At 68.3% G+C, this 12,922-nt stretch carries 9 protein-coding genes and 2 pseudogenes; 5 read left to right on the plus strand and 6 right to left on the minus strand.

Annotation, left to right across the window (positions count from 1 at the left end; genetic code table 11):
* Positions 1–358: 358 nt before the first annotated feature.
* A complete protein-coding gene (locus RCF13_RS17595; protein ID WP_134969246.1) occupies positions 359–1,552 on the minus strand; it encodes an MFS transporter in 1,194 nt (397 codons plus the stop codon).
* 93 nt (positions 1,553–1,645) lie between these two features.
* Here RCF13_RS17595 and RCF13_RS17600 point away from each other — a divergent pair, with 93 nt between their 5' ends.
* Entirely contained in the window at positions 1,646–2,575 is a 930-nt protein-coding gene (locus tag RCF13_RS17600) for a LysR family transcriptional regulator (RefSeq protein WP_134969245.1), read from the plus strand.
* Between the two features lie 93 nt (positions 2,576–2,668).
* Here RCF13_RS17600 and RCF13_RS17605 read toward each other — a convergent pair whose 3' ends face one another.
* Positions 2,669–4,126 carry an amidohydrolase family protein gene (locus tag RCF13_RS17605; RefSeq protein ID WP_134969244.1) on the minus strand — a complete coding sequence of 486 codons (1,458 nt, stop codon included), beginning with the start codon at positions 4,124–4,126 and terminating at the stop codon, positions 2,669–2,671.
* A gap of 54 nt (positions 4,127–4,180) precedes the next feature.
* The gene (locus RCF13_RS17610) at positions 4,181–4,882 is read right to left on the minus strand and encodes an ankyrin repeat domain-containing protein (RefSeq protein ID WP_134969243.1); all 702 of its coding nucleotides are present in this window, start codon (positions 4,880–4,882) and stop codon (positions 4,181–4,183) included.
* A gap of 115 nt (positions 4,883–4,997) precedes the next feature.
* On the opposite strand from RCF13_RS17610, the gene RCF13_RS17615 reads away from it, so the two are divergent.
* A complete protein-coding gene (locus RCF13_RS17615; protein ID WP_308141401.1) occupies positions 4,998–5,885 on the plus strand; it encodes a LysR substrate-binding domain-containing protein in 888 nt (295 codons plus the stop codon).
* Positions 5,886–6,016: 131 nt separating this feature from the next.
* Positions 6,017–6,454 (plus strand): DUF3806 domain-containing protein, encoded by a 438-nt coding sequence (locus RCF13_RS17620; protein WP_061479111.1) that lies wholly within the window; start codon positions 6,017–6,019, stop codon positions 6,452–6,454.
* 48 nt (positions 6,455–6,502) lie between these two features.
* Here RCF13_RS17620 and RCF13_RS17625 read toward each other — a convergent pair whose 3' ends face one another.
* Positions 6,503–7,663 (minus strand): amidohydrolase family protein, encoded by a 1,161-nt coding sequence (locus RCF13_RS17625; protein WP_134969241.1) that lies wholly within the window; start codon positions 7,661–7,663, stop codon positions 6,503–6,505.
* Between the two features lie 183 nt (positions 7,664–7,846).
* On the opposite strand from RCF13_RS17625, the gene RCF13_RS17630 reads away from it, so the two are divergent.
* A complete protein-coding gene (locus tag RCF13_RS17630; RefSeq protein WP_231352163.1) occupies positions 7,847–8,491 on the plus strand; it encodes a hypothetical protein in 645 nt (214 codons plus the stop codon).
* 79 nt (positions 8,492–8,570) lie between these two features.
* Here RCF13_RS17630 and RCF13_RS17635 read toward each other — a convergent pair.
* A pseudogene (locus RCF13_RS17635) lies at positions 8,571–11,297 on the minus strand (TonB-dependent receptor).
* Positions 11,298–11,478: 181 nt separating this feature from the next.
* On the opposite strand from RCF13_RS17635, the pseudogene RCF13_RS17640 reads away from it, so the two are divergent.
* Positions 11,479–12,114 (plus strand): annotated as a pseudogene (locus RCF13_RS17640) (GNAT family protein).
* Here the strand turns inward: RCF13_RS17640 and RCF13_RS17645 are convergent.
* Positions 12,111–12,887 carry a CDP-diacylglycerol diphosphatase gene (locus RCF13_RS17645; protein WP_231352164.1) on the minus strand — a complete coding sequence of 259 codons (777 nt, stop codon included), beginning with the start codon at positions 12,885–12,887 and terminating at the stop codon, positions 12,111–12,113. The pseudogene RCF13_RS17640 and the gene RCF13_RS17645 sit on opposite strands and share 4 nt — an antisense overlap.
* Between the last annotated feature and the right edge of the window lie 35 nt (positions 12,888–12,922).

The raw sequence follows: 12,922 nt of genomic DNA on the forward strand, positions 1-12,922 counted from the left end.
GCAGGGCTTGCAGCCCTGCACCTGCTGGGAGCCACAGCAACATCAACATCAACAGCGTGGATTCCGTGGGGTGGTGGGGGGGGGGGGGGGGGGGGGGGGGGGGGGGGGGGGGGGGGGGGGGGGGGGGGGGGGGGGGGGCGGGGGGGGCGGGGCGGCGGGGCGGCAGGCGGGCGGGGGCCGCGCCCCGCCAGCCCAACGCGCCGCGCAGAACCGCCCCCCCCCCCCCGCCCCGCACCCGGCCCCCCCCCCCCCCCCCCCCCCCCCCGCCCCACCACCCCACGGAATCCACGCTGTTGATGTTGATGTTGCTGTGGCTCCCAGCAGGTGCAGGGCTGCAAGCCCTGCCGAACGCCCCCCCTTACTTCAAACGCAGCAGCAGGCTGCCGCCCGCACACACCACCGCCAGCCAGGCCACGCCGTGCCACCCCCACTGCGCCAGCGCCAGGCTGCCCAGCGCACCACCGGCGGCCATGCCGATGAACATGCCGGTGAACAACAGCGCATTGAGCCGGCTGCGTGCCGGCGGCACCAGGCCGTACACCAGGGTCTGATGCGCCACCAGCGCCGACTGGAAGCCGAAGTCGAACAGCAGCGCACTCACCACCAGCAACGGCAGCAGCGCGGCGGCCGGCAACCAGCCTTCGGCCAGCAGCAGGCCGAAGCCCAGCAGCGCCACCGCAATCGCCAGCCGTGCCACCGCATGGCACCCCAGTCGATCAGCGAAACGGCCGGCAAACGGCGCGGCCAATGCACCGGCCGCACCCGCAATACCAAACGCACCCGCCGCAGCACTGCCGAGGCCCAGACGTGCATGCAGCATCAGCGCCAGGGTCGACCAGAACGCACTGAAGCCGACCGCCAGCAGCGACTGGCTGGCCACTGCACGGCGCAGCTGCGGCTGCTCACGCCACAACGCCAGCAATGAACCCAGCAACGCCGGATAGCGCAGCGTGCTGGTCGGCGCGAAACGCGGCAGTGCACGCGCCATCACCGCGCCCATCGCCGCCACCGATACCGCCGCCAGCACGAACTGCGTGCGCCAACCCCACGCTTCAGCCACCACGCCACTGACCACCCGCGACAACAGAATGCCGAGCAGCAGGCCGGTCATCACCCGGCCGACGATCTGGCCGCGCTGCGCATCCGGTGCCAGCACCGCAGCGGCGGGAACGATGTCCTGTGCCAGCGTTGCCATCAGCCCGACCAGCAGGCTGGCCATCAGCAGGCCCGGCAGGTGCCCGGCCATCGCGGCGGCGCCCAGTGCCAGCGCCAGCAGCGCGGACTTCAACAGGATCAGATGGCGGCGGTCGAAGCGGTCGCCCAGCGGTGCCAGCAGCAGGATGCCCAGCGCGTAGCCGAGCTGGGTCAGGGTTGGCACCAGGCCGGCGGCGCGCTCACCGGCGCCAAGGTCCTGGGCGATCAGGCCCAGCATGGGCTGGCTGTAATACAGCGACGCGACCGAGAAGCCGGCACCGGCCGCCATCGCCAGCACCAATGGGGCGGAAGGCACGGTCGCCGGTGCGGCCGCAACAGACAGCGAGGAGGTAGACATGGGGGAGCCCGGTAGAGGAAGTGGGCGTATCCTGCCTGTATTCGCCAAACGTCTGTAGTAGGCTCTGGTACATATCTTTCATACGCCACACGCATGAATGACCTGGCCACCGGCGCTGATCGCCTGGATCTGCTGCGCACCTTCCTGCGCATTGTCGATGCCGGCAGCCTGTCTGCTGCGGCCCTGCAGATGGGCACCACCCAGCCAACGGTCAGCCGACGCCTGCAGGCACTGGAGCGGCAGCTCGGCCTGCGCCTGCTGCAGCGCTCCACCCATGGCCTGCAACTGACCGAGGACGGCCTGCGCTGCCAGCGTCATGCGCAGCGCGTGGTCGACGAATGGGAGTCGCTGCAGGCCGAGCTGAACGGCGAACCGGAAACGCTGCGCGGACGCCTGCGGGTGATGGTGCCGCACGCCTTTGGCCAGGCGCAGCTGCTGCCGACCATGCTCGCATTCCTTGCCCAGCACCCGCAGCTGAGCCTGGAGTGGATCCTGGAAGATCGCCGCCCGGACTTCATCGCCGAAGGCATCGACTGCGCGGTCCGGGTGGGCCCGGTCGACGAACCGCGCATGGTTGCACTGCCGCTCGCGGAAGTGCCGCGCATCGTCGTGGCAGCGCCCTCGCTGGTGGACGCCACGGCGGTCAGTACGCCGGAACAGGCACAGTCACTGCCGTGGATCTCGCTGGTCACCTACTACCGCGAACGCCTGCTGCTGCATGATGCGCAGGGCCGGGCGCATACGCTGTCAATCAGCCCGCGCCTGCTCAGCGACAACCTGTTCGTGGTACAGCAGGCTGCACGCGCCGGGCTGGGCGCAGTGGTGGTCTCGGCCTGGCTGGTGGCCGACGACCTCGCACAAGGGCGGCTGGTGCAGCTGCTGCCGGACTGGCAGGCGCCGGCACTGCCGGTCCACGTCGTGTTTCCTGCCGCGCGCCAGCAGCCGCCACGGCTGCGCGCCTTCATCGATGCGATGAAGGCTGCGTTGCCGCAGCTGCACGGCATGCGGCCGGCACCGCGCTAGGTCACCGGCCGCATCATCCACGCATGGCGTGGATTTCGTTCAAGACCACAGGGTCAGAGCCCTTCCCGTTGGGAAGGGATGCGACCCTGCCAATCATTGCGCCTTCGCAGCCTCGGCGTTCCACGCTGCGACCTTGGCCTTGGTGTCGGCCAGCATCTTGTCCAGCGCGGCGCGGTCATACACGTTGCCGCGCAGGATCACGCTGTCGATCTTCTCGGTAGCGGCAATGTCCTGCAGCGGGTTGGCGGTCAGCAGCACCAGATCGGCGGCCTTGCCCTGCGCGACACCACCGTAGCGGTCCATCTGGCCGAACCAGGCCGGGCCGGAACGGGTTGCGGCCGACAGCGCCTGCGGCGCACTCAGGCCCTCCTTCACGAACAGCTGCAGTTCCTGGTGCAGGGCGATGCCCGGGAAGTTGAACGAGTTGAGGAAGCCCGCATCGGTGCCGGCAATGATCGTCACGCCCGCCTCCTGCAGCAACGGCAGCACGGCCGCCACCTGGTGGTACTGCGCGTGGCGCGCCTCGATCTGTGCCGGCGTCGCCTTCGCGGCGCGGTCCACGCGCCACTGGTAGGTCGCGCGCAGGCCCGGGCCGATGTAGGCCAGGTACGGATCGTTGGCGTGGTCATCCTGGTCCAGGAAATCGAGGATACGGCCACCGTTGAGGGTCGGGGTCACGAATACGCCGCGCTTGGCAAAATCACGGTAGGCGTGCATCGCGGTGTCACGGTCGAAGCTGGCGTCGAGGCGGCGGTTGGCTTCCGCGCGGTCGATGCGGCCGGCGCCGAAGTCGGCGGCGATCTGCGCTTCGTCCCTGCTGCCGGCCTTGAATGCGTAGTCCAGGTGCTCGATCGAGGCCAGGCCGGCATCGACCGCCTGCTCCACCGTCAGCGCCATCGGAATGTGGCCCGAGGCCTTGAAGCCGGCCTTGCGCGCGGCGCTGGCCGAATACAGGAACAGATCCGGCTTCAGCGTGCTGTCGGTGATCTTCACGAAATCGACCTTGTCGTGCTGCAGTCGGGTGATCGCCTTGTCGACGTCGGCCTCGCTGCCCACTTCGATCGTGCCCTTCCACACCGGCTTGATGCCTTCGATCTTCGCGCCGGAACTGAGCAGGCGCGGGCCGAACAGTGTGCCCCTGGCGATCTCGCCACGCCACTGCAGCACCTGCTCGGGCAGATCGCCGGAGCAGTCACGCACGGTGGTGATGCCGTGCGCGATGTACAGCGGCAGCAGTGCCTTGTTCTCTTCGATCAGCGCCGGGCCACCCCCGAAGTGCACGTGCATGTCCCACAGCCCCGGGATCAGGTATTTGCCCTTGGCATCGATCTGGCGGGCCGCGCTCCACTGGCTGCGCAGCTGCGCGTCCGGGCCCACCGCGACGATGTCCTCGCCGCGGATCACCACGCTCTGCCCGGCCAGCGTGCTGGCGTGCTCGACGTCGACCACGGTGGCATTGCGGATCAGCAGGTCGGCGCGCTCGGCAGCAGATGCCGACAGCGGCGCCACCGCAAGAAGGATGGCAAGGGGCAACAGGCGGGAACGGAACATGATGGACAGCATCCTGGTGGGCACGGCCAGCGTGCGGGTGGAAGGAGTAGCGGTTCAGCGCGCCGCGCCGTGCTGGCGCAGCAGGGTTTCAATACCGGCATAGCCACGCTGGCGCGCGTGCGCCAGTGGCGTTACGCCATCGCCGTCGGCCAGCTCCGGGTCGGCACCGGCCTCCAGCAGCAGCTGCACGATCTGCACATGGCGCTCGCCACCGTCGCCAAGCAGGATCGCTTCCAGCAGCGCGGTCCAGTGCAGGCGGTTGACGTGGTCCACCGCCACACCTGCACGCAGCAGCATGCGCACGGTGCTGACGTGGCCGCGCTCGGCGGCCGGAATCAACGCAGTGCCCCCATAGCGGTTGGTACTGCGCAGATCGGCGCCGTGCGCCAGGGTCATCGCCAGGATCTCATCCAGGCCGCGCGCGCCGGCATACAGGTAGGCACTGTCCTGCAGCGCATCCTTGGCATTGACGTCCGCCCCTGCCTCGATCAGTTCGCGCGCCGCATCCACGTTGTTGCCCTGCGTGGCCAGCAGCAGCGCCGTACGGCCCTGGCCATCGTGCGCCTCCAGATCAGCACCATCGGCCAGTGCTCCGCGCACCGCCCCGGCATCGCCGCGGCTGGCGGCATCACGCAGGCGCGCGTCTGCGTCGGCCCTGGACGTAGCAGTGCAGGCAGGGGCGACCATGGCCAGCAGACACCACAGCAGCACGCGCGTGAACGGTGCAGGCCAGCCAGCGGGGCAATGGAAGCGCATCACGTTGTCTCCTTTTCTCCATCGCCGTAGGGCGATGGTCGCAGGGGCCGCGCATTGCCGGCCCCTGCCCCGCATGGTAGAAGTCGGCCTGGGTATCCAGAAGTGAAATGTTCAAATGCAAGACAGTGCCAAATCGAATAGAACCCTGTTCGAACTGGACCTGCTGCGGGCGTTGGTGATGGTGGCCGACTGCGGCAGCTTCACCACGGCGGCCACGCGCCTGCATTCGACCCAGTCCACGGTCAGCCAGAAGGTGCGGCGGCTGGAGGAACTGGCCGGGCATCGCCTGCTCGAGCGCGGCCACCGCGATGTGCACCCCACCGACGCCGGCCACACCCTGCTCGGCTACGCGCGGCGCATGCTCGACCTGAACGAGGAAATGGCCCAGGCGCTGGCCGGCGCGATGGTGGAGACCGCGGTCCGCATCGGCGTACCCGAAGACTTCGTCAACCCGCAAACCACTCGCATGCTGGCCGCCTTCAGCCGCCGCCACCCGCAGGTGAAGCTGGAGATCAGCAGCGGCCTGAGCCGTGACCTGGCACAGGGCTTCGACCACGGCGAGCTGGACCTGGTGCTGGTCAAGCAGCGCCGCAACAGCCGCCAGGCGGTGCATTGCCGGCGCGAGCCGATGCACTGGATCGACAGCCTGCGCAGCAGCTGCCTCCTGCAGGACCCGCTGCCACTGGTCACCTTCCCGCCGCGAGGGCTGTACCGCGACGAGATGATCCATGCCGTGGAAGCGCTGGGCCTGCGCTGGCGCATTGCCTTCACCAGTTCGTCGCTGAGCGGCATCCTGGGCGCGGTGGCCGATGGCATCGGCATCAGCCTGCTGCCGCGCCGTGCAGTCACCCGCGAGCACCGCATCATCGATGGCGAGCGTGGGCTGCCGGTGATCGACAACTACGAAATCGGCCTGCTGCATCGTGCCGATGCCGATGCCGATGGTGCGGTGCGGGCACTGGCCAGCGAGCTGTGGCGGCAGGTGCAGCGCGAGCCGGACTGACCACGGTAGGTCCACGCCACGCGTGGATGCCTTACGCGCATTGATCATCGATATCTGATCAATCTTGCCGCACGGCAGGCATCATGGCCTCGTACAGTGCCCCCTGCTTCCGTGCTCCACGGCGCCTCGCCATGTCCGACCAACCCCCGACGCGCTTCGATCCCCTGCCTGCAGCCCTGCAGACGCACCTGCAGCACCAGCGTGCACTGATCGCCGCGCGCGTGGCCGCCAGCTTCCCGACGTTGCCGGTGCAATGGCCGCTGGCCGCCAGCACATTGCAGCGCGTGGTCGATGCCGAGCTGATCGATCGTGACGACTGCGGCGGCTGGGAAGCCCTGGGCGTGGCGCTCGGTGACACCCTGGCCCAGCGCGTGCCAGGCCTGGCCTGGATGCAGGTTACCGATGCCTGGGGCATCGACGCGGTGCTGCGCTATGCCGACAGCAGCCTGCAGATCGGCGCCGGCACCCTGCTGCTCAAGCGCGTGGAGCAGGGCGAGGTCATCGACATCGCCCATCTGCTGGCGTGGCTGGAAGAATTCGTCGCTACCCGCGCCGACGATTACGCCTGAAAGCCGCCGGGCATGGCTCGGCGCTACAGAGGTTGGTGCGGCCTGGATCTACAGCCAGCGGCCATCCACCACTACGCGGCGCTCCACCGGCACTGCGGCCACGGCCGCCGGGCCATGATCGGCCCGCACGGCCACGAAAGTGGCCGGATGCCCTTCCACAAGACCGTATTGCGGCACGCCGATCACCTGCGCGGCGTGGGTGGTGACCATGTCCAGCGCCAGCATCAGGTCGGCATCGGTGTAGAAGCCCGAGCGATAGCCCAGCAGCATCGCCCGCTGCAGCAGATCGCCGTTGCCGTAAGGCCACCAGCAGTCGCGGATGTTGTCGTTGCCGGCGAACACGCGCACGCCCGCATCATGCAGTGCGCGCAAAGGCGGAAATGGATGATCACCCGGCGCGTTGCTCATGATCGCCACACCCGCCGTGGCCAGCGCCTCGCCCACCTGCAACGCGCGCGCCAGCGGCACGTCGCCCAGCGAGTAGGCATGACTGACCGCCACCCGCCCCTGCAGGCCAGCGGCCCGGGTCCGCGCGGCAATGCGCAGCAACTGGGCCAGTCCGGTTTCGCCGGGCTCGTGCAGGTGGATGTCCAGGCGCACGCCATAGCGCTCGGCCAGGCCGAACAGCAGTGCCAGCTGGCCCTCAGCATCGCCATCCAGCGTGGTCGGGTCGATGCCTCCCAGCACCTCCACGCCCGCTGCAAGGGCCTGCTCAAGCACGGCGGCGGTACCCGGACAGGACATCACCCCGGCCTGCGGGAACGCTACCAACTGGATGCGCATGAGGTCGGCACAGCGCAGCGCCGCCTCGCGCGCCGCTTCGAGATGGCCGAGACCCGTGCTGCCGTCGATGTCGACGTGGCAGCGCATGGCCACCGTGCCGAAGCGGCTGCACTGGCGGATCAAGGCCTCGGCACGGTCCACCATCGGAGCGGCACCCGCTACTGCGGCCTTCTCCACCGCCAACCGCTCACGCAGGCTGTTCACCGGCTGGTGCGGGTGCCAGCGGTCGCCGACAAAACTCTTGTCCAGATGGATGTGGCCGTCGACCAGCCCGGGCAGGACCGCGAAGCCCTGCAGGTCGACGCATTCCGCCCCGTCGGCCGGCGTAGCCTCGCCATTGAGGCCACTGATGCGGCCGTCACGGACATGGAAATGCAGTGGCGCGCCGTAGCGATCTACACCGCCATGGACGAACTGAAGCGTCATCGGAAACTCCGGGAAAGCCAAGCCATGGCGCCATCCTGAGCGCCGGCGCTGCCATCGGCCAACGAAATATCTGGATGGCACGCATTCACCAGAACGATGATTACCGTGCGACAACCGGTCGCAGCCACGCCGTGCACACGCCTGAACGGGTAACATGGGCGCCTGTTTCCGCTGTGATGCCGCATGGGCCCGTCCGACCGCCACGATCGCCTCCGCCGCTGGCAGGCCGCGTCCCTGCTCGCTGCTGCCCCGATGGCCAGCCTGTCCGCCGCCGATACGGCCGCCACCGCGCCGCTGCAGGCGCCGCCGGGCCAACAGCGCATCGCATCGGCTGCCCTCGTCGAGCGGTTGCACCAGCGTGTGCTGTCCGGGCAGAGCGCCACCGCCACCCTGGAACACTGGTGCGCCGAACACGGCCTGGCCGAACAGGCGCGGGTGCGCGCCGTGCGTGTGCATGGCCAGGACAAGCCTGCCCCCGCCGATGTGCTGCAGGCGCTGGGTGCGACGCAGCCTGGCACCGCGCTGCGCTACCGCCGGGTACAGCTGGTCTGTGGCAGCCGCGTCCTCTCCGAGGCCGACAACTGGTACCTGCCGGACCATCTCAGCCAGGCCATGAACCAGGTGCTGGACAGCACCGACGAACCCTTTGGCCGCGTGGTCGGCCCGCTCGGCTTCCAGCGCCAGACACTGGCCGACCAGACGTTCTGGCCACCGCGTGGCGAAGGCGACGACGGCGTGGTCCTGGAAGTGCGCGCGCTGCTGCGCGATCGCCAGCAGCAGCCCTTCAGCTACGTCATCGAGTCGTACCTGCAACAGGCGCTGCCCTAGCCGACCGGCGCGCGCCATCACCGCGGTGTCCAGACAGCAGAAGGCCCGGCATTGCCGGGCCTTCTGTCTGCCCGCCCGATCAGCGGAACCGGTAGTCCAGCTGCAGCCAGTACTGGCGGCCATACGGGTCGTAGTTGCCGACCGGGTAGAACGGCCAGCCGCCCCCGTTCCTGTCCGCCGGCGGGCGGCTGTCACGCAGGTTGTTGACGATCACGCCCACCGACAGGTTCTCGCCGAACTGGCGGAACACGCTGGCGTTGTAGGTCATGTACGGCGCGATGCGGCCACTGCCATCGGTCTTCGGCAGTGAACCGAAACGATTGCCGTACAGCGTGGTGGTCCAGTCACCCTGGTTCCAGGTGATGCTGCCATTGGCCTTGCTGCGCCACTGGTAGTCATCCAGTGAATTGCGGATGTCACGCTCCGGATCATCGGAGAACTGCCGGTACTTGTGCTCCAGCACCACGGTATAGGCCAGGCGCGTGGTGAAGCGGCCATAGCGGCCGGCGTCGAAGCGCCAGTTGCCCTTCAGGTCCAGGCCGCGCACCGACTCGGAGGCCGCGTTGATCGGATTGATCAGCACGCGGGTTACCTGGTCCGGCTGCACCGTGGCATTGGACGGGTTGCGGATCACCCGCGACAGCGCGTCCTGGCACAGCGGTGAACCGATATCGCGCGCTTCGCCACCCAACGTGCGTCCCAGGCGGCAATCGGCTTCATCACGAAGAATACGGCTGGTGTCGAGGCTGGTGACCTCATTGTCGATGCGGATGTCGTAGTAGTCAGCACTGAAATCCAGCCCGGACAGCGGCGACCAGACCACGCCGAACCCATAGGATTTGGCGGTTTCCGGCTGCAGCTGTGCGTTGGCACGGTTGCTATAGTCGATCGACAGGCCGTTGTAGTCGCAGTTGTCGTACGACTGGCCCGCAGTACGGCAGCGCCAGTAATCGGTCATGCCCGGGTTGTAGCCGCGGGTCTCGGTGGCGAACACGTAGTTCATGTCCGGCGCACGGAAGCTGGTCGCGGCAGAGCCGCGGATCAACAGGCTCTCGATCGGGCGGAACTCGACGCCGAAGCTCCAGGTCGCCTTGCCGATGTGCTCGCCGCCTGCGCGGTACTGGTCGTAGCGGCCGGCCAGCGTGGTGGTCAGCGATTGCAGCAGCGGCAACTGCAGTTCAACGCCGGCCGCATAGCGATCACGATCACCGCCGGCACCGATACCGGCGCTGGTGTTCCAGAACTCGCCGGTGCCCAGGCGCGGGTCCGGGCGGTTGCGGTAGCCCTGGCTGCCGGCCTCGACCACCGCCGCCAGCGCAGCATCGCCGCCCGGCAGTGCGAACAGGCGGCCATTGATGCTGGCGCTGAAGGTCTGCAGCCACGCCGCGTTGCGGCTTTCCTGATAGTCGGACAGGCCCTCGTACTCGTTCGGAGTCAAAGGCTTGAACAGGCGCACCGGGTCCGGCGCATAGACCTCCACGCCATTGCGCACGCCCAGCTTCGGGCCCAGCAGGTACTCGTTGATGCCGGCCAGCAGCACCGGGCGACGGGTGCGGTTCTCGTAGCGCGAACGGCTGTAGACCGCCTCGTAGTCCCAGCCGCTGTCGCCGATCTGGCCGCGTGCGCCCACGTTGAACGACCACGAGTTTTCCAGGAACCGGTTGGCATTGCGCGGCAGGCCACCGATTTCTTCCGGCGCGAAGCGGCGGTACCAGCTCTCCAGGTTCCCGCTGTTCTGGTTGTAGAAGTAGTTGCGCGCCGAGGTCCAGGTCGGCGCGCGCGTGTTGTTGTAAATGCGCGCGCTGCCCACGGCGACATCGGCGAACAGGTCGGTGGTCTCGTTGAGGTGGAAGGTCGCCAGGCCATAGCCATTGAGGTTGCGCTTCTCGGTCTGCACCGTCCAGTAGCTGGCCGCGGCCTCGTTGCTGCCGCAGTACCAGCCCAGGCGCGGGTTGCTGGCACGGAACACGCTGCCGCCATAAATGTCCGACGCTGCGTCGCAGCCGCTCACGCCCGGATCGATGTTGCGGCCGGTGGCGGCGTTGCGGCGATAGGCGATCGCCGTTGCCTGCGGCGCCTAGCCGGCCGGATCATCGTCCAGTGAATCCATGAAGTCGCGTTGGCGCGCGTGGATCGCCTTGCGCACGTCGAACTCGAAGCCGAACAGCGCATCCCAACGCTCGCCGGAACTGCCACCGACCACCTGCGCGCGCTGGTTGTCACCCCCGCCCTGCTGGGTGCCGCCGGCGCGCACGTTCACGTCCACGCCTTCAAAACGGTCCTTGAGGATGATGTTGACCACGCCGGCGATGGCATCGGAGCCATACACCGCCGACGCACCCGCAGCGAGCACCTCGATGCGCTCGATCAGGGCGCTGGGAATGTTGGCCAGGTTGACCACATTCACCGAGCCCTCGTAGGCCAGCGGGTAGTCGGCCTGGCGGCGGCCGTTGACCAGCACCAGCGTGCGGTTCGGACCCAGTCCGCGCAGGTTGATGGTGTTGGCGGCCGGCGTGAACGTATTGCCGAAGTCCTCGCCCTGCACGTTGCCGGTGTTCTCGGTCAGCGCGCTCAGCGCGTCGAAGGCGTTGCGGTAGCCCTGCGCATCGATCTGCTCGCGGCTGATCACCGTCACCGGCGAGGGCCCCTCGACACTGGCACGGGGAATGCGCGAGCCGGTGACCTTCACTTCCTGCAATGTGGTGGGTGCGCTTTCCTGCGCGAAGGCCGGCAGCGAGACCAGCATCAGGGACGACAGCGCGAGCACCAGCGGACGCGGGCGCAACGCCTTGTGGGAGGCGGACATGGGCTTCCTGGGGGAGTGGGCGGGTGGTACGGGGGAGCCGTGGCCTGTGCGGCACATAACGATCCCGTAACGAAAGTGTCCTGAATGGGTGGTTTCAACGGAAATGACCAGCCCTGATGGGCTTATGCCTGAACCGAATCAGACGGACCCACGGCACCGCCACACTTTTGCAATGAATTGCATGGTCTGGCGCTTTTCCGATACGCATCGTGCATGGATGACCAACCGCGCCACCTACACCCACCTCGCCCCGCTGCGCCCCGTCCTTCGCCGCCACCTGCTGCACCTACAAGCAACACCCATCACCCTGCGTTCGTTCCAGCGCACCGATCTGCCGCGCTGGCGCACCTTCGACGACCGTCGCCAGCGCGGCCAACGGCCGTCCTACGGCATTGATGAAGAGGCCCGCTTCCTCGCCAGCGTCCATCGTTCACGCCTACAGGAAGACAACGATCTGCTGGTACTGGGCGTGTTCGACGACGCGCAGGGCATCCTGCACGACCAGCTGCATGTCCGCCTGCAGTCGCTGCATTCGCGCTGCGCAGAACTGTAGTCGCTGCAGCACCGCAACGCGCATCCACAGGCCACACTGCGCGCGCTGTGCCCGTTCCTGTTCGACAATGTCGGCCTGCATCGCATCTTCGTCCTACTGCCACCGGGTTGCACCACCCCTTTCGCCCAGGCACTGCAGGCCCACGGCTTCATGCGCGAAGGCATCCTGCGCGACTACCACCTGGACGCCGAGGGATGGCATGACCGCCAGCTGCTGGCGCTTACCGCGCCGGCGTGGCGCAGCAATCTGCAGCGGATCGGCTAGCGCACCCGCTCCAGTGCCGCACCCGCGCCGGTCAGCACCGTGCAGGCGTGGTCCTGCAGTTCTTCGCCGCTGGCATCGTTGCCGCTGGCGGCATCCACGCGGGTGGCCAGCAGGATGAAGCCGGGGCCGCCCTGCACGTCATCGCGTCCGGCCACCACCAGGCTCCACTGGCCCACATCGCCCACGCCGCTCAGGCCATAGGCCAGCAGGTTGAGCGGATTGGCGGTCATTTCTGCACCGGGCAACAGATAGGCCTGGTACTGATGCCCGCGCAGAAGCACCGGCAACGGTGACCAGCCTGGCCCCAGGCTGCCGGCGTGTGCATCCAGGGCCTGCAGCACGTCCGTGCGCAGGCAATCGACATGGATATGCAACTGCTGCTGCGACCGTCCGTGCGGTGAGTTCAGCGCCAGGCTGGCCACGTTGCGCGGCAATGGCTGGCCCAGGGCCTGTTCGGTGTGCGCGCGCGCCTGCCAGGCGGCCGCGAAATAGTTGGGCGCCCCACGCTGGTAAAGACCGCGGCTCTCGATGCCACTTACCTTGTCCAGCGGCATCAGCAGGAACTGGTAGTCACCGTGTGCATCCTTGACCAGCACGTCACGGCGGCCGGCTGCCGTCTCAACCCGCAGGCAGCTGCCGCGCGGGCCGTCAGCTGCCTGGCAGTCACGCTCGATCAGGCGCCACAGCGCATCGGAATGGGCGGGCGGCGGAGGCGCGCTCGCACAGGCGGACAACAGCAGCAGGGGCGACAGCAGCAACGGGCGCAGGGACACGGCGGCGACTCACGGAACAGGCACGGCAGGCGGCG

Origin of the sequence: Stenotrophomonas maltophilia group sp. RNC7 (assembly GCF_030910085.1) — a bacterium.
Taxonomy (GTDB): domain Bacteria; phylum Pseudomonadota; class Gammaproteobacteria; order Xanthomonadales; family Xanthomonadaceae; genus Stenotrophomonas; species Stenotrophomonas sepilia.

Bases quoted from the DNA above. Each gene is read 5' to 3' on its own strand.
- RCF13_RS17595 (WP_134969246.1), bottom strand. From the start codon at position 1,552: ATGTCTACCTCCTCGCTGTCTGTTGCGGCCGCACCGGCGACCGTGCCT.
- RCF13_RS17600 (WP_134969245.1), top strand. From the start codon at position 1,646: ATGAATGACCTGGCCACCGGCGCTGATCGCCTGGATCTGCTGCGCACC.
- RCF13_RS17605 (WP_134969244.1), bottom strand. From the start codon at position 4,126: ATGTTCCGTTCCCGCCTGTTGCCCCTTGCCATCCTTCTTGCGGTGGCG.
- RCF13_RS17610 (WP_134969243.1), bottom strand. From the start codon at position 4,882: ATGCGCTTCCATTGCCCCGCTGGCTGGCCTGCACCGTTCACGCGCGTG.
- RCF13_RS17615 (WP_308141401.1), top strand. From the start codon at position 4,998: ATGCAAGACAGTGCCAAATCGAATAGAACCCTGTTCGAACTGGACCTG.
- RCF13_RS17620 (WP_061479111.1), top strand. From the start codon at position 6,017: ATGTCCGACCAACCCCCGACGCGCTTCGATCCCCTGCCTGCAGCCCTG.
- RCF13_RS17625 (WP_134969241.1), bottom strand. From the start codon at position 7,663: ATGACGCTTCAGTTCGTCCATGGCGGTGTAGATCGCTACGGCGCGCCA.
- RCF13_RS17630 (WP_231352163.1), top strand. From the start codon at position 7,847: ATGGGCCCGTCCGACCGCCACGATCGCCTCCGCCGCTGGCAGGCCGCG.